Here is a 26,457-nt window from a genome sequence, read left to right on the forward strand (position 1 = left end):
CCGCAGCACATCTGCCCAACCACTCATCCGAAGGAGAACGCTCGTGACCGAGCGCGTAGTACTCGCCTATTCCGGAGGTCTCGATACCTCCGTGTGCATCCAATGGATCGCGGAGGAAACCGGCGCCGAGGTCATCGCGGTGGCCGTCGACGTCGGCCAGAACGGCGAGGACCTGGAGATCATCCGCAAGCGGGCACTGGCCTGCGGCGCGGTCGAGGCCGAGGTCGCCGACGCCCGCGACGAGTTCGCCGACGGCTACTGCCTGCCCGCGATCCGGGCCAACGCCCTCTACATGGACCGCTACCCGCTGGTCTCCTCGCTCTCGCGCCCGGTGATCGTCAAGCACCTGGTCGCCGCCGCCGAGAAGCACGGCGCCGGCACGGTCGCGCACGGCTGCACCGGCAAGGGCAACGACCAGGTCCGCTTCGAGGTCGGCATCTCCTCGCTCGCGCCCGACCTCAAGTGCATCGCCCCGGTTCGCGACTACGCGATGACCCGGGACAAGGCGATCGCGTTCGCCGAGGCGAAGAACCTGCCGATCGCCACCACCAGGAAGTCGCCCTACTCGATCGACCAGAACGTCTTCGGGCGGGCCGTGGAGACCGGCTTCCTGGAGGACATCTGGAACGCGCCGATCGAGGACGTGTACGAGTACACGCAGAACCCGGCCACCCCCCGCGACGCGGACGAGGTCGTGATCACCTTCGAGCGCGGCGTGCCGGTGGCCGTCGACGGCCGCAAGGTCAGCGTGCTCCAGGCGATAGAGGAGCTGAACCGGCGGGCCGGCGCCCAGGGCATCGGCCGGATCGACATGGTCGAGGACCGGCTGGTGGGGATCAAGAGCCGCGAGGTCTACGAGGCCCCGGGTGCGATTGCGCTGATCACCGCCCACCAGGAGCTGGAGAACGTCACCGTCGAGCGCGAACTGGCCCGCTACAAGCGCACCGTCGAGCAGCGCTGGGCCGAACTGGTCTACGACGGCCTGTGGTTCTCCCCGCTCAAGCGGGCCCTGGACGGCTTCATCGCCGAGGCCAACCGGCACGTCTCCGGTGACATCCGGATGACCCTGCACGGCGGTCGGGCCGTGGTCACCGGTCGGCGCAGCGACGAGTCGCTCTACGACTTCAACCTGGCCACCTACGACACCGGCGACACCTTCGACCAGTCGCAGGCCAAGGGCTTCATCGAGCTGTTCGGGCTCTCCAGCAAGATCGCCGCGCGGCGGGAGAACGGCCAATGGTGACCAACAACCCCGACCGGGTGAGCCTGTGGGGTGGCCGCTTCTCCGGCGGCCCCTCCGAGGCGCTGGCCCGGCTCTCCGCCAGCGTGCACTTCGACTGGCGGCTCGCGCCGTACGACATCGCCGGCTCCCGGGCGCACGCCCGGGTGCTGCACGCGGCCGGGCTGCTCACCGACGACGAACTGACCCGCATGCTCGCCGGCCTGGACACGCTCGCCAAGCACGTCGAGTCCGGTGACCTGGTCGCCACCATCGCCGACGAGGACGTGCACACCGCGCTCGAGCGCGGGCTGCTCGAGATCCTCGGCCCCGACCTGGGCGGCAAGTTGCGCGCGGGCCGCTCGCGCAACGACCAGATCGCCACGCTCGGGCGGATGTACCTGCGCGACCACGCGCGGATCCTGGGCCGGCTGCTCGCCGACCTCCAGGAGGCGCTGGTCGAGCAGGCCGCCGCGCACCTGGACGTGGTGATGCCGGGTCGTACCCACCTCCAGCACGCCCAGCCGGTGCTGCTCGCACACCATCTGCTCGCCCACGTACAGGCGTTCGCGCGCGACGCGGACCGGCTGCGCGACTGGGACAAGCGGGCGGACGTGTCGGCCTACGGGTCCGGCGCGCTCGCCGGTTCCTCGCTCGGGCTCAGCCCCGAGTCGGTGGCCCGCGACCTGGGCTTCTCCGCGTCCGCGGCGAACTCGATCGACGGCACCGCCTCGCGCGACTTCGCGGCCGAGTTCGCGTTCGTCACCGCGATGCTCGGGGTGAACCTGTCCCGGCTCGCGGAGGAGATCATCATCTGGAACACGAAGGAGTTCTCCTTCGTGACGCTGGACGACGCGTTCTCCACCGGCTCCTCGATCATGCCGCAGAAGAAGAACCCGGACATCGCGGAGCTGGCGCGCGGCAAGTCGGGCCGGCTGATCGGCAACCTGACCGGGCTGATGGCCACCCTCAAGGCGCTGCCGCTGGCCTACAACCGCGACCTCCAGGAGGACAAGGAGCCGGTCTTCGACTCGTGCGACACGCTCGAAGTCCTGCTCCCCGCGTTCACCGGGATGATCGCCACGCTCACCTTCCACCGCGCGCGCCTGGAGGAGTTGGCCCCGGCCGGCTTCTCCCTGGCCACCGACATCGCCGAATGGCTGGTCCGTCAGGGCACGCCGTTTCGGGTCGCGCACGACGTGGCCGGCGCGTGTGTCAAGTACTGCGAGCCGCGCGGGCTCGAACTGTGGGACCTGACCGACGAGCAACTCGCGGAGATCTCGCCCGAGTTGACCCCCGAGGTGCGCTCGGTGCTGACCGTGCTCGGCTCGGTGGCCTCGCGCGACGGGCGCGGCGGCACCGCGCCGGTGCGTGTGGCCGAGCAACTCGCGGACGTGCGCGCGGATCTGGCCGACCAGCGCACGTGGGCCGGCAGGTAACGGCGCACGGCAACACGTTCGAGCTGAGACGATGGGCCCGCGTCCCCCGGGGGGAGGACGCGGGCCCTTTGTCGCGCCCGCAGCCAGGTCGAGGGGAGGCATCGGATGCTCGATCACCTGCGCCGAATACGAGCCGAGGGGGCAAACTCGGCCGCTCTGCTCTCCGATCTGCCGATCGGCGAACTGCTGCGCGGTGTCCCGCGGTCCGTGGGCCTGGGCGTGCGGTCCTATCTGCGCTCCTCGCGCGCCGAGCAGCGCCGCCACCCGGACCTGCCGACCGGCCGGCCCACCCCGGGACTGGTCACCGCCGCCTTCCTCGACGAGATCGTGGTCGCGCTGCTCGCGGGCGGCCGACTGTCCCCGAACCCCCGGGACGCCGCGCGCATCCGCGACGAGGTCCGCGAAGCGGTGCAGACCCTCCGCACCCGGACCCACCTCGACGACCCGACCCTGTTCCACCCCGCGCCGCCGGCCCTGGTCGAACCGGCGCTGCGCGCGCGGACATACGGCACGATCGGCTACGAACAACTGGCCTTCGACAGCGGCTACCGGCCCTGGGCCGGCCTCCCGGGCGCCACCCGCCGGCAGGCGGCCGGCGCGAATCAGCGGGTGTGGGCGTACGTACTGCGCCACCCCGGTGAGCCGCGCCCGTGGCTGGTGAACCTGCACGGCTTCGGCATGGGCCGCCCCGCCGACCTGGTCGCGTTCCGCGGCCGGCGACTGCACCGCGAACTCGGCGTCAACATCCTGCACCCGGTGTTGCCGATGCACGGGCCGCGCAAGGGCGTCCGGGCCCAGGACACGCCGTTCATCTCGTTCGACTACCTCGGCAACGTGCACGGCCTGGGCCAGGCGGTGTGGGACGTCCGGCGCTGTCTGGACTGGATTCGCCGGCAGGGGCGGGCGCCGATCGCGGTGCACGGGGTCTCGCTCGGCGGCTATGTCGCCGCGCTGCTCGCCGGCCTCGAGGAACTCGACTGCGTGATAGTCGGCGTGCCCTCGGTCGACCTGGCCTGGGTGATGGCGCACCACGCGCCCGAGGACATCCGACGCCGGGTGCGCGCGGCGGGCCTGCTCGGCGCCGAGGCCGAACTGGTGCACCGGGTGGTCTCGCCGCCGGCGGTGACCCCTCGGCTGCCGGTGGAGCGCCGCTTCGTCTACGCCGGCCTGGCCGACCGCATGGCCACGCCGCAGCAGGCGTATCGGCTCTGGAAGCACTGGGCGGAACCATCCGTCTGCTGGTACCGCGGCTCGCATCTGGGAGCCATGTGGAACCGGCAGGCGCGCCGCTTCATCGAGGATGCCCTGACCTCGTCGGGCATCGGGAGGAGGAACACCTGGTGAAGCTCTCCGGTCTGGATTCGGCCTTCCTGGCCCTGGAGGCGCAGGAGTGGCCGGCGCACGTCGTGTGCCTGACCGTCGTCGACGCCTCCACCACCGGGGGCCGGGTCGATCACGCCGCGTTCAAGCGCACGTTGGCCGCCCGGCTGCCGCGGCTGCCGCTGCTGCGCCGCAAACTGGTGCAGAGCCCGTGGGGGCTGGCCCGGCCGTACTGGGTCGAGGATCCCGAGTTCGACCTGGACGCGCACCTGCGCCGGGCCACCGTGGCCGCGCCGGGCGGTCGGCGCGAACTCGCCGCGCTGGCCGAGGAGATCTACCGACATCGGCTCGACCGCGACCGGCCGCTGTGGGAGTGGTGGATCGTCGACGGCCTGGAGCACGGGCGGATCGCGCACCTGTGGAAGGTGCACCACGCGTGCATCGACGGCCGCTCCGGCGCGGCGATGCAGGAGATCTTCTTCGACCCGGACCCGGACCTCGGCCCGGCCCCTGACCCCGACGCTTCGGCCGGGGAGGCGGCGCGGCGGCCGTTGCCCGCGCCGGTCGAGCCGCCCGCCGTGCCCACCGCCTTGGCCGCGCTCCGGGACGGTGCGTTGTCGTTGGCCGGCACCCCGATGCGGGTCGGCCGGCAGCTCGGCCGCCTGGGCCAGGGCATGGCGCAGGCCGCGCTGACCGGACGGTTCGGGCGGGCGCTGCCGCTGAACGTGCCCAGGACGCGCTACAACGCGCCGGTCGGCAAGCACCGGTCGTACGGCTTCTGCACCGTTTCGCTGTCCGACGTCAAGCGGGTCAAGAAGGTGTTCGGGGTCAAGGTCAACGACGTGGTGCTCGCCATCGTGGCCGGCGCGCTGCGCGAACAACTGGGCGCGTTGGGCGAGTTGCCCGCCCGGGAACTGGTCGCCACGGTACCGGTGGACGCCACGCGCGGCGGCGAGCGGGCCGGCGGCAACCTGATCACCGGGATGCTGGTGGGATTGGCCACCGATGTGGCCGAGCCCGCCGAGCGGTTGTTGTGCGTGCATGAGAACTCCAACGCGGCCAAGGCCGTGCAGAGCGCGATGGGCAGCGAGTTGCTCACCGGCCTGGCCGAGACACCGCCACCGGCGCTGCTCGGCTTCCTCGGCGGGCTCTACCGCGACGCGCGGCTCGCGGCCGTGTTGCCCGCGCTGTGCAATGTCACGGTGTCGAACGTGCCGGGCCCGCGCACGCTCCTGTACGCGCACGGGCAGAAGGTGGAGGCGTTCCACTCGATGGGGATCATCGCCGACGGCTTCGGTCTGTTCATCGGCGGCATGAGCTACCACGACCGGATCGACATCGGCGTGCTGGCCGACCGCGACGCGCTGCCGGACCCGTTCGCGCTCGCGGACGGCATCGTCGAACAGCTCGACCTGCTCCTGAAGGCCGGCGACGAGCTTGCTTCGCCCGGGCCGAAACGGGCGTCGGCGTCGAGGGTCGGCGTACCGGCGCTCCGGGTGCCCGCGCCGCGCCGGGCCCGCAGTCCCCGGGCGCCGGGCGGCACTTGGGCCGGCCGATCGGGCCGGCCCGGCGGGACCGAGGCGGGTCGCGCATGAGCAGAACAGCGCTGGTCACCGGGGCCAACTCCGGCCTGGGCCTGGCCACCGTGCTTGCCCTGGCCGGCGCCGGGATCGACACGGTGGGCAGCGTGCGCTCGGCGGCCAAGGCGCAGCGGGTCGCCGAGGCGGCGCAGGCGGCCGGCGTCGAGGTGCGCACGGTGTTGCTCGACGTCACCGACCCGGCCGGCGGCCGGGACGTGATCGACCGGATCCGCCCGGACATCCTGGTCAACAATGCCGGTCGCGCGTCGTTCGCGCCGGTCCTGGAGGTGTCCGAGGAGGACGCCCGGCACCAGTTGGAGACCGCGCTGTTCGCGCCGCTGCGGCTGGCCCGGTTGGCGATCCCGCACATGCGCGAGCGGGGTTGGGGGCGAGTGGTACAGATCTCCTCGCTCGCCGGGCAGCTCACCTACCCGCTCCTGGGCTGGTATCAGGCCGGGAAGCACGCGATGGAGGCGGTCTCCGACGCGCTGCGCGTAGAGGTGGCCGGCGCCGGGGTCGACGTGGTGGTGGTCGCGCCCGGGGGCTTTCGCAGCGGCGCCACCGAGGAGTTGGCCGAGGCGGTCGAGCGCCATCGCGGCGGCGCGTTCGCGACCGCGTTCCAGCGGATGGACCTGGGCTTTTCGATGATGAAGCCGCTGTGGAGCGAACCGGCCACGGTGGCCGAGACGATTGTCACGGCGGCCACCGCCAAGTCGCCCAAATCGCGCTACGTGGTGGGCTACGACGCACACCTGACGCTGCTCGTCCATCGGGTCACCGAACCGTTCTCGGCGGTCCGCGCGCTCAAGGAGGGGGTGGTCCGGCGGGTGACCGGATTGTAGGGGACAAACACGCATACGGGGGCCGGGAATGCGCTCGATCGCCCCGGATCGCCGGATGCGGGACCAGGATTCACGCGATCGGCCGCATCCTGTCGAACGGGTTGTCTGAACAACGGATTGCGCGTAGGTGAGGGCCGGGTAGAAGTCCGGGAAAAGCCGTGTGGAACAGTGACGAATGCAGTGCTCATGCGAGTGTTCGAGAAGGGGACAACCCTCCCCCTTTCGCGGCGGCACTGTGATCAGGCACTGCGGACACCATCCGCACACGGTGATCAGGGCGATCAGGGGAGCAATCCGATGGGGCAGAACGTAGGCATCGGCACGGCGGACGTATCCGACGCCGAGCAGATCCTCAAGCTTCAGTACCTGTGCTACCAGGGCGAAGCCGCCCTGTACAACGACTACGGCATCGAGCCGCTGACGCAGAGCCTGGAGAGTCTGCGCGGCGAGTTCGCCACGCACACCATCCTGGTGGCCCGCCTCGGCGACGAGGTCGTCGGCTCGGTGCGCGGCACCATCGAGGACGGCGTGGCCCGGATCGGCAAGCTGATCGTGCACCCCCGGCTCCAGCGGCACATGCTGGGCACCCGGCTGCTGCGCGCGATCGAGGAGAAGCTGGCCGACGCGGTCGAGTACGAGCTGTTCACCGGCCACCGCAGCGAGCACAATCTGCGGCTCTACGAGCGTCTGGGCTACGTCTCCGGCCGGATCGAGAAGGTCAGTCCCCGGTTGAGCCTGGTCTACCTGCGCAAGACGGCCGTCCTCGCGGCCTGATCGACGACCCGCACCCCGCGAGGCGGCTGCCCGGTAGTTTCGAAGCAGTCCCGAAGCGGTCCCAGGCCCCGGCGACCATGGAATCCATGGTCGCCGGGGCCTCGTCGGTTCCGGTCGCAGGCGGCTTGGCGGGCTGACATTTCCATTGCGGGGTGTGTGTCTGCTTTAATCGGATCATGTTCACGACGGCTCACACATCCGGCACCGCGGCTACCGCCACGGGTTGTCGTCGCATGTGCCGTTCGTGTCAGCTCTGTCGAATGTGTGGCTGTTGAGGATTTGAGGGCCTGACCCCTCTCCCGGGCCGTGCGCTCCGCGCCCCCGGTGTCATCCCCGCCACACCCCCCGTGTGACCGAATTCGCGCGGCCCCTCGCCGGGCCCGATTCGGCGCGCACCCCCAACCGAGGACTTCACGGTGATCCGTACCACTGCCCTGAGCAAGGTCTATCGCAGCCGAGAACGGCAGGTGACCGCGCTCGACCAGGTAGACCTGCACGTGCGCGAAGGCGAGATCTTCGGCGTGCTCGGCCGCAGCGGCGCCGGCAAAAGCACCCTGATCCGCTGCCTCAACCTCCTCGAGCGCCCCACGTCGGGCACCGTCGAGGTGGGCGGACGCGAGCTGACCTCGCTGTCCGCGAGCGCGCTGCGCGCCGAGCGGCGCGGCATCGGGATGATCTTCCAGCACTTCAACCTGCTCTCCAGCCGCACCGTCGCGGGCAACGTCGCGGTCCCGCTGGAGATCGCCGGCGTCCCGCGCCGGGACCGCAACCGTCGGGTCGCCGAACTCCTGGACCTGGTCGGCCTGAGCGAGCACGCCAAGGCGTACCCCGCGCAACTGTCCGGCGGGCAGAAGCAGCGGGTGGGCATCGCCCGCGCGCTGGCCGCCGAACCCCGCGTACTGCTGTCCGACGAGGCCACTTCGGCGCTCGACCCGGAGACCACCCGGTCGATCCTGGCGCTGCTGCGCGACCTGCGCGACCGACTCGGGCTGACCATCCTGCTGATCACCCACGAGATGGACGTGGTCAAGAACATCTGCGACTCGGCCGCGCTGATGGAGGGTGGTCGCATCATCGAGTCCGGCACGGTGGCCGAGTTGCTCGGCCGGTCCGAGTCGCGGCTGGCCCGGGAGATGTTCCCGCTCGGCACGCCCGGCGTGCTGGCGGGCCGCACGGTGGTGGACATCACCTTCCGCGGCGAGGAGACCGCGCAGCCGTTCATCTCCACGCTCGCGCGCACCTACAACGTGGACGTCAACGTGCTGGGCGCGGCGGTGGAGAACGTCGGCGGCCGGCAGATCGGCCGGATGCGGATCGCGCTGGACGGCACCTTCGAGAACAACGTGGTGCCGATCGGCTACCTGCGCGAACAAGGGCTCCAGGTCGACGTGATCGACGAGGCGGCCCCGGCGGCGCCGGGCGCGGACACCGAAAGCGACACCGAAACCGACACCGTTGACGATGCCGGGGCCGGCGTGGCGCTCACGGGCAAGGAGAACTGACCATGACCTGGTCCGAGATGCGGCCGCTGCTGGAGACCGCGACCCAGGAGACGTTGTACATGGTCGGCGTCGCGACGCTGATCACCGTGCTGATCGGGCTGCCGATCGGGCTCCTGCTGGTACTCACCGACCGCGGCGCGCCGTTGGCCTTCGCGCCGGCGAACAAGCTGCTCGGGCTGGTGGTCAACGTGGGCCGCTCGGTCCCGTTCCTGATCCTGCTCGTCGCGCTGATCCCGTTCACCCGCTGGGTGACCGGGACCACGATCGGCACCGACGCGGCGATCGTGCCGCTCACCGTGGGCGCCATCCCGTTCTTCGCGCGCCTGGTGGAAACCGCCGTGCGCGAGGTGGACAAGGGACTGATCGAGGCCGCCCAGTCGATGGGCGCGAGCACGGTCACCGTCGTGCGCAAGGTGTTGGTCCCCGAGGCGGTGCCCTCGATCATCTCCGCGATCACGGTGACCATCGTCGCCATCGTCGGCTACTCCGCGATGGCGGGTGTCGTCGGCGGCGGCGGGCTCGGCGACCTGGCGATCCGCTACGGCTACCAGCGCTTCGAGACGAATCTGATGCTCGTCACCATCGCGGTCCTGGTCGTCCTGGTCCAACTCGTGCAATTCCTCGGCGATCTGCTCTCCCGCAGGCTCGCCCACCGTTAGCCCGCGCGGCGATTCCCGCCCGCGTACCGCACCACCAGGAAAGGCACTCTTCGTGCGTATCAACAAGTTCGTCGCGCTCTCCGCCGTTGCCGCCCTCGGACTCGGTCTCGCCGCCTGCGGCAGCGACGACAAGGGCTCCTCCGCCTCCGACCCGCTGAAGGTCGCCGCCTCGGCGGTGCCGCACGCGGAGATCCTGAAGTACATCAAGGACAACCTCGCCGCGAAGGAGGGCCTGAAGCTGGAGATCAAGGAGTTCTCGGACTACACCCAGCAGAATCCGGCCCTGGACGAGGGCGCGGTGGATGCCAACTACTTCCAGCACAAGCCATATCTGGAAGAGTTCAACAAGGAGAAGAAGACCAGCCTGGTCCCGGTCGTGCCGGTGCACCTGGAGCCGCTGGCGCTCTACTCCAAGAACGTCAAGTCGCTGCCCGAGCTCAAGGAGGGCGCGACCATCGCGTTCCCCAACGACGCCACCAACGGCGGCCGTGCGCTCAAGCTGCTCGCCGACAACGGCCTGATCAAGCTCAAGGACGGCGCGACCACCACGGCCACCGAGAAGGACGTGGTGGACAACCCGAAGAAGCTCAAGTTCAAGGCGATCGAGGCGGCCCAGCTGCCCCGCGCGCTGGACGACGTGGACGGCGCGGTGATCAACGGGAACTACGCGCTGGACGCGGGGCTGACCCCCGGCAAGAACGGCATCGCGGTCGAGAAGGCCGAGAACAACCCGTACGCGAACGTCCTGGTGGTCAAGAAGGGCAAGGAGAACGACGCGCGCGTGCAAAAGCTCGCCAAGCTGCTGAACTCGCCCGAGGTGAAGAAGTTCATCGCGGACAAGTACAAGGGCAACGTGCTCGCCGCGTTCTGATCGGCAGCAGTGGTTGTCGGTCCAGGCACGGCCCCCGTCGGTTTCGGCGGGGGCCGTGGTGCGTTTTCGGGGGTGTGAGAGGCTGTGGGCGACAGCAGGGAAGGAATCCGGCGGATCGCGCGGAGCACCTTCGGGCCCGGTGTCGAGGTGTGTTCGCGTGCTCGGGAAGGGTGCGGGCGTACCTCGACACCGGTACGACCGAGGGCGGCGGCGCGGTGCGGCGAACCGGAGCGGTCCCGCCACTGTGAGCACGCGCCGTTCGGCGGGTGTGAGCCAGAGACTTGCCGCTGTCCGGGATCCGGGTCACGGGTCCCGCCACCGACCAGGGCGTGGACACCCGAGGGAGGCCGACGGCGCATGCCTGCGTGCTTTGGTTTTGTCGAGATATCCGGTGGCGTTTCGGCGTTTTCGGTGCCTGTGGTGCCTGTGGTGCCTGTGGTGCTTTCGGGGCAACACCGGTGAGCGCCGCCTATCCGTTCTCCGCGATCGTCGGACTGGCCGAACTGCGGCTGGCGCTGGTGCTGAACGCGGTCTCTCCCGCGGTCGGCGGGGTGCTGGTGCGCGGCGAGAAGGGCACCGCCAAGTCGACCATGGTGCGGGCGCTGGCGAGCCAGTTGCCGGCGGTCGCGGTGTTGCCCGGGTGTCGCTTCTCGTGTGATCCGGCCGCGCCGGACGGGCAGTGCCCGGACGGGCCGCACGATCCGACGGTGGCGGGGACGACGCGGGCCGCGCGGCTGGTGGAACTGCCGGTGGGGGCCAGCGAGGACCGGCTGGCCGGGTCGCTGGACATCGAACGGGCACTGACCGAGGGCGTCAAGGCGTACGAGCCGGGGTTGTTGGCCGCCGCGCATCGTGGCGTGTTGTACGTCGACGAGGTCAACCTGCTGCACGACCACCTGGTGGACCTGCTGCTCGATGCCGCCGCGATGGGTACGTCCCATGTCGAGCGCGAAGGGGTGTCCGTGCGGCACGCCGCGCGGTTCTTGCTGGTCGGCACGATGAACCCCGAAGAGGGCGAGCTGCGCCCGCAGTTGCTCGACCGGTTCGGGCTGACCGTGGAGGTCGCGGCGAGCCGGGAGCCTCGGGAGCGGGCCGAGGTGGTGCGCCGGCGGTTGGCGTACGAGGCCGACCCCGACGCGTTCGCGGCGCGCTGGGCGGAGCAGGACGCCGAATTGGCCGAACGGATCCTGCGGGCCCGGAAGTTGCTGGCCGACGTGGTGTTGCCGGACGCCGAGCTGGAGCGGATCGCGCGAGTGTGCGCGTCGTTCGAGGTGGACGGGATGCGCGCGGACCTGGTCACGGCGCGTACCTCGATCGCGCTGGCGGCCTGGCATGGGCGGACCGAGGTGCTGGCCGAGGACGTCCGGCAGGCCGCGCTGTTGGCGCTGCCGCATCGGCGGCGGCGGAATCCGTTCGATGCGCCCGGGTTGGACGAGGAGCATCTGGACGAGGCGTTGCGGGATCCGGAGGAGCCGCAGGGGGAGCCGGAACCCGAGCCGGAGCCGGAGGGGGACGGTCCCGACGGGGGTGGGGCGCCGCCGCCTTCCGCCGACGGGGATCCCTCGGATGGGTCCGGGAGCGCGGGTGAGGCGCCCGAGTCGACGCGGGCCGCGCCGAGTTCGGCGGCCGGGACCGAGGACGCGCCGGTCGAGGGGGCGCCGGCCGCTGCGGGGGGCGGGCGCGAGCAGGCCGCCGTGGCGGCGGCCGAGCCGTATCGGACCCGGCTGTTCGCGGTACCCGGGGTTGGCCAGGGCGCGGCCGGGCGCCGTTCGCGGGCGCGGACCGCGAATGGGCGGACCACCGGCGCGCAGGTCGCGGCGGGTCGGGTGACCCGGCTGCATGTCGCGGCCACGGTGCGCGCGGCGGCGCTGCACCAGCGGGCGCGCGGGCGGACCGGTGCGGGGTTGGTGTTGCGGCGGGCGGATCTGCGCGAGGCGGTCCGGGAGGGCCGTGAGGGCAATCTGGTGTTGTTCGTGGTGGACGCGTCCGGGTCGATGGCGGCGCGCAAGCGGATGCGGGCGGTCAAGGGCGCGGTGCTCTCGTTGCTCCTGGACGCCTACCAGCGGCGGGACAAGGTCGGCCTGGTCACCTTCCGGGGCGCGGACGCCTCGTTGGTACTGCCGCCCACGTCGTCGGTGGAGATCGGCGCGGCGCGGTTGGCGGCGTTGCCAACGGGTGGGCGTACGCCCGTGGGGGCCGGACTGCTGCGGGCGCACGAGACGTTGCGGGTGGAGCGGCTGCGTGATCCGCAGCGCCGGCCGCTGGTGGTCGTGGTCACCGACGGTCGGGCCACCGGTGGCCCCGATGCGCTGGGCGAGAGCCGGCGGGCGGCGCGGTTGCTGGCGGCGACGGGGGTCGCGTCGTTGGTGGTGGATTGCGAAAGCGGGCCGGTACGACTGGGGTTGGCCGCGCGGCTCGCCGAGGATCTGGGCGGCGGGCCGGTGGTGACGCTGGACGAGCTGGCGGCGGACGGGCTGGCGGGATTGGTTCGGGACACCCGTTCGGCGGCTTGATTCGGTGGGCCGACGACGGGTGGGCGGTGGTCGGCCGGGCCGGCCTGGGTCGATTGCGCACCGGCCTGCGGCCCGCTTGTCCTCAAGCGCCGGACGGGCTGGGGTCGGCTGGGTTTGCGGTGTTGGCTGCGGCACGCCGGACGCTTGTCCTCAAGCGCCGGACGGCCTGGATTTGGCTCGGTTCGCGGTGCCGGCCGGGGGAGGCCGGCCGGGTTGAGTTCGGCTCGGTCTCCCGGTTCGGCTGCGGGAGGTCGGACCGGCTGGGTTCGGCTCGGTTGGTGGTTGTCCGAGAGTTGGCTTGACGTTCCTACAGACACAGGGAGTTCACCATGCCGCAAGGCGTTCCCACGCAGGTGCCCGATGATGGGCTGACCACTCGGCAGCGGCGTAATCGGGCGTTGGTCGTCGTGCATACCGGGGCGGGCAAGGGGAAGTCCACCGCCGCGTTCGGGCTTGCGCTGCGTGGGTGGAATCAGGGGTGGGCGGTCGGGGTGTTCCAGTTCGTGAAGTCGGCGAAGTGGAAGGTCGGGGAGGAGACCGTGCTGCGCACCCTCGGGCGCGTGCACGCGGAGACCGGCGAGGGTGGGCCGGTCACCTGGCACAAGATGGGCGAGGGGTGGTCCTGGATCCAGCGCGAGGGCACTCAGGACGACCATGCCGAGGCGGCCCGTCAGGGGTGGGAGCAGATCAAGCGGGATCTGGCCGCCGAGACGTATCGGGTTTACGTACTCGACGAGTTCACCTACCCGATGAAGTGGGGCTGGGTGGACGTGGACGAGGTGGTCGCGGTGTTGCGGGATCGGCCCGGCAGCCAGCATGTGGTGATCACCGGCCGGGACGCCGACCCTCGGCTGATCGAGGCGGCCGATCTGGTCACCGAGATGACCAAGGTCAAGCACCCGATGGACGCCGGCCAAAAGGGCCAGCGGGGTATCGAGTGGTGAGTGGTTCGGCGCTGCCGCGCGTGGTGATCGCGGCGCCGGCCTCCGGGCATGGCAAGACCACCGTCGCCACCGGCCTGATCGCGGCGTTCACCCGACGCGGCGACACGGTCTCGCCGCACAAGGTCGGGCCGGACTACATCGATCCCGGCTATCACGCGCTCGCGGCCGGTCGGCCCGGGCGCAACCTGGATCCGTTCCTGGTCGGCGAGGAGCGGATCGGGCCGCTGTTCGCGCACGGTGCGCGCGGTGCGGATCTGGCCGTGGTCGAGGGCGTGATGGGCATGTTCGACGGCGCGGCGGGGCGCGGGGGCTACGCCTCCACCGCGCATGTCGCGCGGCTGCTCGCGGCGCCGGTGGTGCTGGTCGTCGACGCCCGGGCGCAGAGCCGCTCGGTGGCCGCGCTGGTACGGGGGTTCGATGCTTTCGAGCCGGCCGTGGGGGTGGCCGGGGTGATCCTGAACCGGGTCGGCTCGGACCGGCACGAGAGCATGTTGCGCGAGGCGCTGGACGAGATCGGCATGCCGGTTCTGGGTGTGCTGCGCCGGCATGACGCGATCGCCAAGCCGGCTCGGCATCTGGGCCTGGTACCGGTCGCCGAGCGGCACGCGGACGCGCTGCGTACGGTGGACGCGCTCGGCGAACTGATCGCGCGCAGCGTGGACTTGGCCGCGGTGCGCCGGATCGCGGCGAGCGCGGGCCCGCTGCCGGGCGCGGCGTGGGATCCGGTGCGCGAGGTGGCCGGCGCCGGCGCCGGGCGGCCGACGATCGCGGTCGCGGGCGGGTCGGCGTTCACCTTCGCCTACGCGGAGACCGCCGAACTGCTCGGCGCGGCCGGGGCCGAGGTGGTCACCGTGGACCCGTTGCGCGACGAGCGGTTGCCGGCGGGCACGGCCGGACTGGTGGTGGGCGGCGGCTTCCCCGAGGTGTACGCGGCCGAGTTGTCGGCCAATGCGACATTGCGCGCGGATGTGGCGGCGCTGGCCGCGCGCGGCGGCCCGATCGCGGCGGAGTGTGCCGGGCTGCTGTACCTGGCCCGGAGTCTGGACGGTGCGCCGATGTGCGACGTGCTGCCCGCCGACGCGCGGATGACCGAGCGGCTGACCCTGGGCTATCGCGAGGCGACCGCGGTGCACGACTCGGTGCTGGCCGAGACCGGACGGGTGGTCCGGGGACACGAGTTCCACCGCACCACGCTGACCCCTCGGGCCGGGGCGCGGGCGGCGTGGAGCCTGGGCGAGACCGGCCTGGAGGGGCACATCGCCGGCTCGGTACACGCGTCCTACCTGCACACCCACTGGGCGGGCGCACCGGACCTGGCCCGCCGGTTCACCCACGCGTGCGCGGCGGCGGGGATGCCGGGCGCGGGCGGGCGCCCGAAGGGGGGATCCGGTCCCGGTCGGTGATCGGCGCGATCCGCCGGGCCGGGCGCGCCTGTTCGCGGGTGTGCCGCCGGGTGGGGCGGGGCGGCTGGGGCCCGTTGGGGATTGGCGCAACCTCCGGTGGGGGAGCCGACGTCGTGTCGGGTACGGGCGCCCGTTCGTGGGCGTCGTCGCATGACCACGCGCGGAACCTCCCCCCGGGGTTCGGCACGGCGAGGGGGATGGCCATGGCTGATCGGGTGACCGTGATCGGGTACGACGGCGGGCCGCTGTCGGCACCGGCCGTGGAGGCACTGCGCACCGCGACGTTGGTCGCCGGTTCGGAGCGGTTGTTGGCCGCCGTGGCGGTGCCCGAGGGCGCCGAACGGGTGGTTCTCGGCAACGTACACGTGGCCGCGCAGCGGATCGGCGCGCATCGCGGCATCGCGGTGGTGCTCGCGGTCGGCGACCCCGGCTTCTTCGGCATCGTGCGGTTGTTGCGCCGGCCGGAATACGGCCTCGAGTTGGAGATCGTGCCCGCGGTGTCCTCGGTCGCCCAGGCGTTCGCCCGGGCGTCCATGCCGTGGGACGACGCGCGTGTGGTCAGTGCGCTGGGCCGGGACGTACGGCGCGCGGCCAATGTGTGTCGGGCGTTCGGCAAGGTCGCGGTGCTCACCGGCTCCGGCGCGGGACCGGCCGAACTGGCCGCGCTGCTCACCGATGTGCCGCGCACATTCGTGGTGTGCGAACACCTGGGCACCGAGCGGGAGGAGATCTCGATGGTCTCCGCCGAACATGCGATCGAGCACGAGTGGTCCGAGGTGGACGTGGTGATCGTGATCGGCCCGGCGCCGCGCGCGGGTGCGGCGGCGGGCTGGCTGGCGGGCGAACGCCCGGGCTTCCCCGGCCCGGTGCGCGGCTGGGCACTGCCGGAGGACGCCTACGCACACCGCGCGGGCACGATCACCCGGGCCGAGGTGCGCGCCCTCGCGGTGGCCCGCCTCGGGCCGCGCCTGGGCGATCTGGTCTGGGACATCGGCGCGGGCAGCGGTTCGGTCGGTGTCGAGTGCGCACGCCACGGCGCGGCGGTGGTCGCGGTCGAGCAGGAGGCGTTCGGGTGCGATCTGATCGCGGAGAACGCGACCCGGTTCGGCGTCGAGGTGCACGTGGTGCACGGCAGGGCGCCCGAGGTGTTGTCCCGACTGCCGCTGCCGGACGTGGTGTTCGTCGGTGGTGGTGGGCCGTCGACGGTGGCCGCGTGTGCGGCGCGGCGGCCGGAGCGGATCGTGACGGCGCTGGCCGAGGTGGACCGGATGACCGAGGCGCGCGCGGTCCTGGAGCGGGCGGGCTACACGGTGGACGGATGCCTGCTGCAGGCCTCGCGGTTGGCGGCGGAGAGCGGCGGCGGACGGCGGTTGGCCGCGGCGCATCCGGTGTTCGTGTTGTGGGGGGATCGGGCCTGATGGGGGAGCGGGCGGGGGGCGGCGGGCGCGTGGCGGAGTCCGGCACTCGGGAGCCGGACGGGGCCGTGTGGGTGGTCGGCATCGGGGTGGCGCGCGGGGTGGGCGCGGCGGAGGTGCGGGCGAGTGTGCGTGCCGTGTTGGCGCGGGCCGGACTGGAGCAGGTGCGGCCGGTGGCGCTGGTGACCGTGGCGGCGCGGGCGGCGGAGCCGGGCCTGGTGGCGGGCGCGGCGTTGCTCGGGCTGCCGCTGATCGCGCGTTCGGCGGCGGACCTCGCCGAGGTGCCGGTGCCCAATCCGGCGGCGCGGACCCTGGCGGCGGTGGGTACGCCGGGCGTGGCCGAGCCGGCCGCCCGGCTCGGACCGGTATCGGGCGGGCCGCTGGGCGAGTTGGTGGTGGCCAAGACGCGCGGCGTGGGGGCGCGTCCGCGCTGTACGGTCGCGGTGGCGCGACACTCGCGGCCGGATCCGACGGTGGATTCGGCGGCGGACTCGACGGTGGGTCGGGTCGATCCGATGGTGGACCCGACGGCGGGTCGGGTGGAGTCGGTGGTCGATCCGGCAGTGGGTCGACAAACGCCATGATCGGTGGGTTATCGGGCCGACTCGGGTGCCACCCGGTCGAGTTCGGCCGGCGAAGCGATCGGGAAGTGTCCGCTCACGGTCAACGCCGGGACCCCGGCCATCGGAGCGGGCACCATCACCACCATCATGGACCCGAACGACACGGGCGGGCCGGCGACACCGGGCAGGGGTACGGGAACCACGGACATGGGCAGTGACGCGATGACGGGACTCGACGGGCCCACTCCCGACGATCGGTACGCCGACCAGGGCGCCCGCCGCGCACCGGACGTGGATCTGCGCCATCACGGTGACGCGGAACTCGGGCCGGGCCTGGTCGATCTCGCGGTCAACGTACGGCTGACGGCTCCGCCGGCCTGGCTGCTGCACCGCCTCACCGCGAGCCTGGGCGAGCTGGCCGCCTACCCCGACCCGCGCCGGGCCCGCGCCGCGATCGCCGCGCGGCATGGGCGGTCGATCGCCGAGGTGTTGCCGACGGCGGGCGCCGCCGAGGCGTTCGTACTCCTGGCCCGGACCCTGAACCCTCGGCACGCGGTGGTCGTACACCCACAATTCACCGAGCCCGAGGCCGCGTTGCGGGCCGCCGGGCACACCGTGCACCGGCTGGTCCTCGACGAGCGCGACGGCTTCGAACTGGACCCGGCGCGGGTGCCGGACCAGGCCGATCTGGTGGTACTGGGCAACCCCACCAACCCGACGTCGGTGCTCCATTCGGCGGACACGATCGCCGCGCTGGCCCGGCCCGGCCGGATCCTGGTGGTCGACGAGGCGTTCGCCGACACCGTTCCGGGCGAACCCGAAAGTGTGGCCGGGCGAGCCGATCTGCCCGGCCTCGTGGTTGTGCGAAGTCTCACGAAAACCTGGGCGTTGGCCGGGCTGCGGATCGGTTACGTCCTGGCTTCCCCGGATCTGGTGCGCATCCTCACGGACGCTCAGCCGTTGTGGTCGGTGTCGACACCGGCGCTGATCGCCGCCGAGGCGTGCTGCACGCCGGAGGCGCTCGCGCAGGCGGAGGCGTTGGCCGTTACGCTCGCGGCTGACCGTTCGTACCTCGTGGAGAGACTGCGCACGGTTTCGGGGATGCGGCTACCGGTCGTTCCCCGGTCCTCGTTCGTGCTCGCGCGGATCGAGGGGGGCCCAGAGATCCGCGAGCAGCTGAGGGAGCGAGGCTACGCGGTTCGGCGGGCCGACACTTTTCCGGGCCTGGGCCCGGATTGGCTTCGGATCGCGGTGCGGGATCGTGCCACGACGCTGGCCTTCGCGGCTGCCCTGGAAGGAGTAGTTACATGAGCGAAGCCGACGAGCGCCGACCTGCTGGGGAGGGCGTGGGCCCTGCCCCCGCCAGGCACGCCGCCGGCACCGGTCCGGTCGGGGAACCGGCCGGTCCGTACCCGTACGACGATCTGGACGACGAGGACTCGCTGTTGATGCCGGGGCCGCAGGCGGGGTGGGCGGACCCGAACGCGGCCGTGTCGGTCGCGCCGGGGATGTCCCTGGCCGATCGGATGGCGGCGGCCGGCGACGATGCCGCGGGACAGGTCTCGGTGCCGCCGATCGAGCAGGCGTACGACGCCGTGCCCGGGCCGCAGTCCGGCATGTTCGCCGCGATGATCATCGACGAGCCGGAGCAGGCGGAGACGTACATCGCGCCGCCGACGCCGATGACGGGCGGTCAGATTCCGTATCCGCCCGGTCCCATGACGCCACATCAGGAGGTCCCGCAGCCCGTGCAGGGCTTCGGGCCGGGGGAGTACGGGGTGGCGCCGCAGGGGGTGGCGGAGCCGTATCCGGCTCCGGTGCACTCCGGCCCGGGGGGCGCGGGAGGGCCGGGTGCCGGGCCGGTGGGTCCGGCTTCGCCGGCTTCGGTGGGTGCTGCGGGTCCGGTGGATCCGGCAGGTCCGGTGGGTCCCGGGAATGCTTTTGCGGGTGCTCAGGCGGGGCCTGTGGTGCCGCCGCCGGCGGCGCCGCAGTTCGTGGCGCCGGTGGCCCCGGTTGCTCCGGTCGTGTCCGCGATGCCGGTGGCCGAAGCGGTGTCGGGGGCGTTTGTCGAGCAGCCGCCGGGGATCACCGGTGGTCGGTTGCGGCAGCGGGTGCGGGCGGCGCAGGGTGCGGAGCAGCCGGTGTCGCAGCCGGCGCAGGCGCAGCAGTCGCAGCAGTCGCAGCAGTCGCCACCATCGCAGGTGCCGCAGCAGTCGGCCGGTGGCAATCCGGCGGATCCGCCGCCGTTCCCGGTCGCCGCTGCCGTGCCGCAGCGCACCACGCTGCCGCCGCGACGTCAGCGTCGGGTGGGGCGTGGTCCGGTGCCGCCACAGCCCGGGCCGCACAGTGGTGCGCATCCCGTCGGTGACGCCGTGAACACGGGTATTCCCGCGCAGGCTTCGCCGCCGGTGGCCGGCGCCGGGCCGGGGGTGACCGCGCCGGCCATACCGCAGCCGTTGCCCGGTGTGCCGCCGCAGCCGGCGCCGCCGAGGTTCGTTCAGGCCGCGCCGGACGCGGTGGTCGACGCTTTGGCGGAGTCGGGGGTGGCCGGCACGCAGCCGGCGGAGGCCGCGCGAGTGGCCACGACCGCGCCCGGACCGGACGTCGCGGACGCGGCTGCGCCGCAGGTGGCCGAGGCGCAGGCCGCGCAGGGTGCGCAGGGCGCTGTTGCGCCGCCGGTGGCACCGGTGGTGCCGGAGGGTACCGGGGCTCGACGGCGTCGACCGGCGGCCCGGTCCGGCTCGGCCGGTTCCGCCGAGCAGGACACAACTGCCGCTACCACTCCGCCGATTAGCCCGGTAGCGCCGCCCGAGCAGGCGCCGGGGACGGTGCCGGCGACGGCGCCTGCCGTGGTGCAGTTGGTGGCCGTGACGACCGAGGCCGTCGAGGCGACCGGGCAACCGGGAAGCGCGGCGCCTGCTTCGGACCGGGCGGCTGTGCCGACACCGGCCACGGCGGGACCGAACACGCAGGCTGCGGCGAGTGCTTCGGCGGAATCCAACACCCGGACCGACCCGAACATGCAGACCGCCTCGAACCCGCAGACCGCCCCGAGCGGCCAGGCGGCTGCGGCTGCGGCTGCCCCGGCGGGGCCGAATGAGCAGACCGCTTCGGGTACGCAGAGCGCATCGAACGGGCAGGCGACGGTGAGCGATCCGGTGGGCCCGAACGGGCAGGTGGCCGGCGCCACTTCGGTGGCTTCGGACGTGCCGGGTGCGCCGGGTGCGCAATCCGAGCCGAATTCGCAGGCCGTTCCAGGTGAGCAGGCGGTTGCGGCTGCTGTGGTGGACTCGAACACGCAGGCTGCTCGGGCCGGGCAGCCGACCGGAGGTGATCCGGTGGGTTCGAACGGGCAGGTGGCCGGGACCACTTCGGTGGGCTCGGACGTACCGGGTGTGCCGGGTACGCAGGCCGACCCGAACCCGCAGGTCGATCCGGGTGAGCAGGCGGCTGCGGCTGCTGTGGTGGACTCGAACACGCAGGCTGCTCCGGCCGGGCAGCCGACCGGAGGTGATCCGGTGGGTTCGAACGGGCAGGTGGCCGGCGCCACTTCGGTGGGCTCGGACGTGCCGGGTACGCAGGCCGACCCGAACCCGCAGGCCGACCCGGGTGAGCAGGCGGCTGCGGCTGCTGCGGTGGGATCGGACGCGCAGGCCGGTTCGAACACGCAGGCGGCCGTGGCTACTTCGGTGGGGCTCAACGTGCCGGACGCGCAGGGTGCCCCGACCGGAACCGACGCGCCGGCAGGCCCGGTCGGGCCGGCGACGGCTGCTCCGGTGGCGTTCGATCCGCAGGCGGCCGACGCCGCTTCGGTGGGGTCGAACGTGCCGGGTACACAGGGCGCCCCGAACGTGCAGGCAGCGATGAACGCCCCGACTGGATCGACCGCGCCGGCAGGCTCGGAAGGACCGGCGGCCGGCACCCCTTCGGCGGCGCCGAACGGGCCCGATACGCAGGTCGACTCGAACACGCGGGCGGCCGTGACCACTTCGGTGGCCTCGGACGCGCCGGGCGCTTCGGGTGCACAGGCCGGTCCGGCCGGCCAGGCGGCTGCGGTTGCTTCGGCGGAACCGGATGCGCAGGCAGCCGGAATCGCCCCGATGGCGGCGAACACGCAGGACCCGCCCGGCACGCACGCGGTGGTAAATGCTCCGGTGGGAGCGGAGGCACCCGTCGGCCCGGCGGGCCAGGCGGCCGGAGCCGTCCCGGTGGGAACGGCCGTGCAGGCCGAGCCCGATGGGCAGGCGGCGGTGGGTGTTCCGGTGGGATCGACTGCTCAGGTCGGCCCCGGTGGGCAGGCGGCAGAGGCTGCTTCGGCTGAGCCGAACGTGCAGGCCGGCCCGGCTGGGCAGGTGACTGCGATCGCTCCGACCGCGGAGGACGCTCGGGCCGGTGCGGCCGGCCAGGTGGCCGATGCCGCTCCGGTGGGGGCGAACAACGCGCAGGTCGGGCCGCAGACGCCGGGCGGCTCGGCGGCGTCGGCAGCGAGTGCTCCGGCGGCATCGAGCGGGCAGGTCGCGCCGAATGCGCAGGCCGCGGTGGACTCTTCGGCTACGCCGAACATGGCTCCCGGGCCGGATGCGCAGGCTGCGGGGACTGCGTCGAACACGCCCGGCGGGCAGGACGCGCCCGCTGCTGCGGGGGCTACGGTAACCGCACCGAGCGCGCCTGACTTGCCGGGTGAGCAGGCTGTTGTGACCGCCTCGAACGTACCTGCGGCGGACGCGCCCGCTGTGGGGAACACGGCGGGCGCATCGAGTACGCCAGGCGTGTCGGATGCCCCGGCCGCAGGGGTCATTTCGGCCGCGCTGAGCGGGCAGGCTCCGGAGAACGCGGGGGCCGTGCCGAATGCGCAGGCCGTACCGGTTGTACCGACCGCACAGGCCGCGGCGGCGCCGAAGGCACCTGCCGGGTCGACCGTGCCGGATACCGCGCAGGTTGCGGGGACCACGGCTGCCCCATCGAGCGCGCCCGGCGCGCCGAACGGGCAGGGGGGTGCGGCTGCGGCGGTTGCGCAGACCGTACCCGCTGCGCCGAACGTGCAGGCCACGGTGGCGTCTTCCGGTGCGCCGGGTGCGCCGGGTGCGTCTGACGGGTCGGATCCGCAGGTTGCGGGTGGCCCGGCGACTGCGGCGAGTGCGCCCGACGTACCGGACGCGCAGGCTGCGGGAGCTACGGCGACCGCGTCGAACGGACCGGATGCTTCGGGTGTGCCGGCGTCCGACGCGTCCGCTGCGTCGACCTCGCAGGTGGTGGGGAATGTGGCAACCGCGCCCGACACCTCCACTGCGCCGACGGCGCAGGCCGTTGGTACCACGACCGGTGCATCGCAGGCCGCCGAAAGCGCGCCGGTCGAGCCGGTGGTTGGTGCGGTATCCGCCCCGGCCGCTGCCTCCGTACCTGCACCCCTACCGGGCCAGGCCGCAGCCGCCGACGTCCCGCCCGCCGATGCCGCGAGTGTGCCTCGGGAGGCCGGGCCGACCACGCAGTCCATTGCGGCCGAGCTGCTCGCCGAGGAGATCCCCGTCGAGTCCGCCGGCCGGCCGCCCGCGACGGCCCCCGAGCCCGTCGCGGAATCGGTCCAAGTCGATTCCGCAACGTCCGCCGGGGAACCGGCAGTTCCACGTACGTCCGACGAAGGCACCGCGATGCACGTCCCCCAGGTCACACCCATTGCCCAGCCCGGGGAGTCCGCGCCGCCCGCGCCGGTCCCCCAGGCCACACCCGTAGCCGCGTCCGGCGAGCAGGCGCCGCCCGCACCGGTCACCGAGCCCGATGACCAGGCGCAGCCCACCCCGGTCGCCGAGGTCGAGGGGCAGGCGCCGCCCGCGCCCACCCCCCAGGTCGCGCCCGCCGCGTCCGAGGCACAACCCGCGAGTGGTCCGGGGACCGGTGAGATTCCCCGGATTCCGCCGCCCCCGGCCGAGCCGGTCGGTGTCGTCGTCGACGGGTTGCCGCACAGTGGTTCGGGCGGTTCGGGCGAGGGGGCCGGTGGTGACGCGGACGCGGTTACCGTGTTGTTGCCGGCCGGCCCGGATCCGGCGGAGGACGTCGAGGTCGATCGTGGCCCCGCCGCGCCCGGTTACGACGACGCGGCGCGTGAGGCCGTGCATCGGGTGATGCGGGAGCGGCGGGACGTACGGGCCGGGTTCCGGCCCGATCCGGTGCCGGACGATGTGCTCGTCCGGGTGCTGGAGGCCGCGCACGCCGCGCCGAGCGTCGGCTACTCGCAACCGTGGGACTTCGTGGTGATCCGCTCCGAGGAGACCCGGGTCACCGTGCAGGAACTGGCCCAGCGGCAGCGCGAGGCGTACGCCACCTCGCTGCCCAAGGCCCGGGCCAAGCAGTTCCTGGAGATAAAGGTCGAGGCGATCCTGGAGACCCCGGTCAACATCGTGGTCACCGTGGACGCGACGCGCGGCGGTCGGCACACCCTCGGGCGGCACACCCAACCGCAGATGGGCCCCTACTCCAGTGCGCTCGCGGTGGAGAACCTGTGGCTGGCGGCGCGGGCCGAGGGCCTGGGCGTGGGCTGGGTGAGCTTCTTCGACGAGCGTGAGCTGGCCAAGGCGCTCGGTCTGCCGGATCACATCGACGTGGTCGCCTACCTGTGCGTCGGCTACGTGGATGCGTTCCCGGACGAGCCGGAGCTGGCCACCTCGGGCTGGGCCAAGGCCCGCCCGCTGTCGTGGGTGGTCCACGAGGAGACCTACGGTCGGCGCGGCCTGCCCGGCGAGGAGCCGGTCAGCCTGCTCGACGAGACGCTCCAGTCGGTACGTCCGCTGGATGCCAAGGCGCTCGGCGCGGCCTGGGAGCACCAGCGCATGATGACCAAGCCGCCGGGTTCGCTCGGCATCCTGGAGACGATCGGCGCGCAACTGTCCGGCCTGGCCCGGACGTTCCCGCCGCCGATCCCGGAGCCGGCCGCCGTCGCGGTGTTCGCCGCCGACCACGGGGTGCACGCGCAGGGCGTGTCGCCGTGGCCGCAGGAGGTCACCGCCCAGATGGTGGGCAACTTCCTGGCGGGCGGCGCGGTGGTCAACGCGTTCGCCAAGCAGATCGGCGTCGAGGTGTGCGTCGTGGATGTCGGCGTCGCGACCGAACTGCCGGATGCCACCGGGTTGTTGCCGCGCCGGATCCGGCCGGGCACGGGGGACATGACCCAGGGTCCGGCGATGACCCGGGACGAGGCGATCGCGGCGATCGAGGTCGGCATCGAGACCGCCCGCGATCTGATCACGGCCGGCAACAAGGGCCTGCTCACCGGCGATATGGGGATCGCCAACACGACCGCTTCCGCCGCGCTGATCTCGGTGTTCACCGGGGTCGAGCCGGCCGAGGTGACCGGGCGGGGCACGGGCATCGACGATGCCACCCACCGGCGCAAGGTCGAGGTGATCCGGGCGGCGCTCGCGCGGCACGAACCCGATCCGGCCGACCCGATCGGCGTACTGGCCGCGGTCGGCGGTCTGGAGCACGCGGCGATCGCGGGCTACATCATCGGCGCGGCGGCGCTGCGCGTACCGGTGGTCCTCGACGGCGTGATCGCGGGCGCCGCGGCGCTGGTCGCGCAGGCGATCGCGCCGGAGGCGATCCAGGCGTGCGTCGCGGGCCACCGCTCGGCCGAACCGGGCCATGCGGCGGCGCTGGCGAAGTTGTCGCTGCGTCCGTTGGTCGAGCTGGAGATGCGGCTCGGCGAGGGTACGGGCGCGGTGTTGGCGTTGCCGCTGGTGCAGAGCGCGGTACGTGTGCTGCACGAGGTGGCCACGTTCGACTCGGCGGGGGTCAGCGGCAAAACCGACTGATCCCGACCTCGGCGCGCTCCCGCGCCCCTGCGTTTCTGCCCGCGGCAGTCGGAGGGCACCTTGGCCACGATGGGGTGGCGGAGGTGCCCTCTCCCGCGCGTGGCGCGCGCGTCGCTCCGCTGGGGGCGGGGTGTCGTGGCCGAGTCTGGGAAGGTCGCCGAATACCGAGAACGCCCGAATCCGTACCCTGCCCTGAGCACCAGTCCCACCCGGAAATGTGAGAACGATGTCCCGACTTCCTGGTCCCCCCGCGTACCTCGCCGGCCTGCGCCTGGAGGGGCGGCGCGTCGTCGTGGTCGGCGCCGGTACGGTCGCCCAGCGTCGACTGCCCGCGCTGCTCGACGCCGGTGCGGATGTACTGGTGGTCGCGCCCGAGGCGACGCCGGCGGTGGAGGGCATGGCGACCGGCGGCGAACTGCGCTGGGCGCGGCGGGCCTATGCGCCCGGTGACCTGGAGGGTGCCTGGTACGCGCTGGCCGCGACCGAGCTGGCCGAGGTCAACGAGGCGGTGGCGGCCGACGCGGAGGCGCTGCGGGTGTTCTGCGTACGGTGCGACGACGCGTCGCAGGCCAGTGCGTGGACACCGGCGAGCGGGCGGCACGACGGTCTTTCCGTGGCCGTACTGGCCGGCGGCGACCCTCGGCGGGCGGCGGGGGTGCGTGATCGCATCGTCGAGGGGCTGCACGACGGGTCGTTGGCCGCGCGCAAGGAGCGGCCGAGCGGAGTGCTGCCCGGGGTGGCGCTGGTCGGTGGCGGGCCGGGCGATCCGGATCTGATCACGGTGCGCGGTCGGCGGCTGCTCGCCGAGGCCGACGTGGTGATCGCCGACCGGCTCGGGCCGCGGGCGCTGCTCGGCGAGTTGCCGCCGCACGTGGAGGTGGTCGACGCGGCGAAGATCCCGTACGGGCGGGCGATGGCGCAGGAGGCGATCAACGACGCGATGATCTCGCACGCCAAGGCGGGGCGGTTCGTGGTGCGGCTCAAGGGCGGCGACAACTACGTGTTCGGGCGGGGCTTCGAGGAGGCGCTGGCCTGTGCGGAGGCGGGCGTGCCGTGTCAGGTGGTGCCGGGGATCACCAGTGCGATCTCGGTGCCGGCGATCGCGGGCATCCCGGTCACCCACCGGGGGGTCGCACACGAGTTCGCGGTGGTGTCGGGGCATGTCGCGCCGGAGGACCCGAGGTCGCTGGTGGACTGGGCGGCGCTCGCGCGGTTGCGCGGGACGTTGGTGTTGCTGATGGCGGTGGAGCGACTCGGGCCGATCACGGCGGCATTGGAGGCGCATGGGCGGGCGGCCTCGACTCCGGTGGCGGTGATCCAGGAGGGCACGATGGCCACGCAGCGGGTGTTGCGGACGACACTTTCCTCGGCGGCGGCGGATGTGGTCGCGGAGGGGATCCGGCCGCCGGCCATCGTGGTTGTGGGTGACGTGGTGTCCCTGGCCGGTGAGTAGGGGCGGGGTCGGGTTTGTCCTCAGGCGCCGGACGGGCTGTCGGTCTGCATACCGGCAGCCCGTCCGGCGTCTGCGGACAAAGCCGGCCGCAGGCCAGGCTCGGCCGGCCCGCTCGGAGTGGGTTCGACGTCATTTGTCGCGTATATTCTTGCGGG

The 26,457-nt window shown here is 72.8% G+C and carries 16 protein-coding genes and 1 pseudogene; all 17 read left to right on the top strand.

What is annotated here, in order from left to right; translation table 11 throughout:
- Positions 1–43 precede the first annotated feature (43 nt).
- Complete coding sequence (locus ABIA38_RS29445; RefSeq protein WP_424641893.1) at positions 44–1,243, top strand: argininosuccinate synthase; 1,200 nt, start codon at positions 44–46, stop codon at positions 1,241–1,243.
- Complete coding sequence (argH, locus tag ABIA38_RS29450; RefSeq protein ID WP_424641894.1) at positions 1,237–2,658, top strand: argininosuccinate lyase; 1,422 nt, start codon at positions 1,237–1,239, stop codon at positions 2,656–2,658. Before ABIA38_RS29445 ends, argH begins: the two co-directional genes overlap by 7 nt.
- Positions 2,659–2,763: 105 nt before the next feature.
- Positions 2,764–4,002, top strand: coding sequence for an alpha/beta hydrolase family protein (locus ABIA38_RS29455; RefSeq protein ID WP_424641895.1), 1,239 nt, complete (start codon positions 2,764–2,766; stop codon positions 4,000–4,002).
- Positions 3,999–5,573: a wax ester/triacylglycerol synthase family O-acyltransferase gene (locus tag ABIA38_RS29460; RefSeq protein ID WP_424641896.1), complete on the top strand. Its 1,575-nt coding sequence runs from the start codon at positions 3,999–4,001 to the stop codon at positions 5,571–5,573. Before ABIA38_RS29455 ends, ABIA38_RS29460 begins: the two co-directional genes overlap by 4 nt.
- The gene (locus ABIA38_RS29465) at positions 5,570–6,400 is read left to right on the top strand and encodes an SDR family NAD(P)-dependent oxidoreductase (protein WP_424641897.1); all 831 of its coding nucleotides are present in this window, start codon (positions 5,570–5,572) and stop codon (positions 6,398–6,400) included. Before ABIA38_RS29460 ends, ABIA38_RS29465 begins: the two co-directional genes overlap by 4 nt.
- 297 nt (positions 6,401–6,697) lie before the next feature.
- Positions 6,698–7,174, top strand: coding sequence for a GNAT family N-acetyltransferase (locus ABIA38_RS29470; protein ID WP_424641898.1), 477 nt, complete (start codon positions 6,698–6,700; stop codon positions 7,172–7,174).
- Between the two features lie 416 nt (positions 7,175–7,590).
- A complete protein-coding gene (locus tag ABIA38_RS29475) occupies positions 7,591–8,676 on the top strand; it encodes a methionine ABC transporter ATP-binding protein (RefSeq protein WP_424641899.1) in 1,086 nt (361 codons plus the stop codon).
- 2 nt (positions 8,677–8,678) lie between these two features.
- Positions 8,679–9,335, top strand: a complete 657-nt coding sequence (locus ABIA38_RS29480; protein WP_424641900.1) for a methionine ABC transporter permease — start codon at positions 8,679–8,681, stop codon at positions 9,333–9,335.
- A 52-nt stretch (positions 9,336–9,387) separates the two neighbouring features.
- Complete coding sequence (locus ABIA38_RS29485; RefSeq protein ID WP_424641901.1) at positions 9,388–10,206, top strand: MetQ/NlpA family ABC transporter substrate-binding protein; 819 nt, start codon at positions 9,388–9,390, stop codon at positions 10,204–10,206.
- 458 nt (positions 10,207–10,664) lie between these two features.
- Complete coding sequence (locus ABIA38_RS29490) at positions 10,665–12,719, top strand: putative cobaltochelatase (RefSeq protein ID WP_424641902.1); 2,055 nt, start codon at positions 10,665–10,667, stop codon at positions 12,717–12,719.
- Positions 12,720–13,048: 329 nt separating this feature from the next.
- Complete coding sequence (gene cobO, locus ABIA38_RS29495; protein WP_424641903.1) at positions 13,049–13,663, top strand: cob(I)yrinic acid a,c-diamide adenosyltransferase; 615 nt, start codon at positions 13,049–13,051, stop codon at positions 13,661–13,663.
- Positions 13,660–15,066: a cobyrinate a,c-diamide synthase gene (locus ABIA38_RS29500; protein WP_424641904.1), complete on the top strand. Its 1,407-nt coding sequence runs from the start codon at positions 13,660–13,662 to the stop codon at positions 15,064–15,066. The genes cobO and ABIA38_RS29500 overlap by 4 nt, the downstream gene beginning before the upstream one ends.
- A gap of 203 nt (positions 15,067–15,269) precedes the next feature.
- Positions 15,270–16,484, top strand: coding sequence for a precorrin-6y C5,15-methyltransferase (decarboxylating) subunit CbiE (gene cbiE / locus ABIA38_RS29505; protein WP_424641905.1), 1,215 nt, complete (start codon positions 15,270–15,272; stop codon positions 16,482–16,484).
- Positions 16,484–17,065, top strand: a complete 582-nt coding sequence (locus tag ABIA38_RS29510; RefSeq protein ID WP_424641906.1) for a cobalamin biosynthesis protein — start codon at positions 16,484–16,486, stop codon at positions 17,063–17,065. Before cbiE ends, ABIA38_RS29510 begins: the two co-directional genes overlap by 1 nt.
- Before the next feature lie 186 nt (positions 17,066–17,251).
- Positions 17,252–18,355: an Rv2231c family pyridoxal phosphate-dependent protein CobC gene (gene cobC, locus ABIA38_RS29515; RefSeq protein WP_424641907.1), complete on the top strand. Its 1,104-nt coding sequence runs from the start codon at positions 17,252–17,254 to the stop codon at positions 18,353–18,355.
- 4,283 nt (positions 18,356–22,638) lie between these two features.
- Positions 22,639–24,849, top strand: a pseudogene (cobT, locus tag ABIA38_RS29520) (nicotinate-nucleotide--dimethylbenzimidazole phosphoribosyltransferase); the annotation flags it as partial.
- A gap of 226 nt (positions 24,850–25,075) precedes the next feature.
- Entirely contained in the window at positions 25,076–26,302 is a 1,227-nt protein-coding gene (gene cobA, locus ABIA38_RS29525; RefSeq protein ID WP_424641908.1) for a uroporphyrinogen-III C-methyltransferase, read from the top strand.
- Positions 26,303–26,457 lie beyond the last annotated feature (155 nt).

Origin of the sequence: Embleya sp. AB8 (genome assembly GCF_049739465.1) — a bacterium.
GTDB lineage: Bacteria > Actinomycetota > Actinomycetes > Streptomycetales > Streptomycetaceae > Embleya.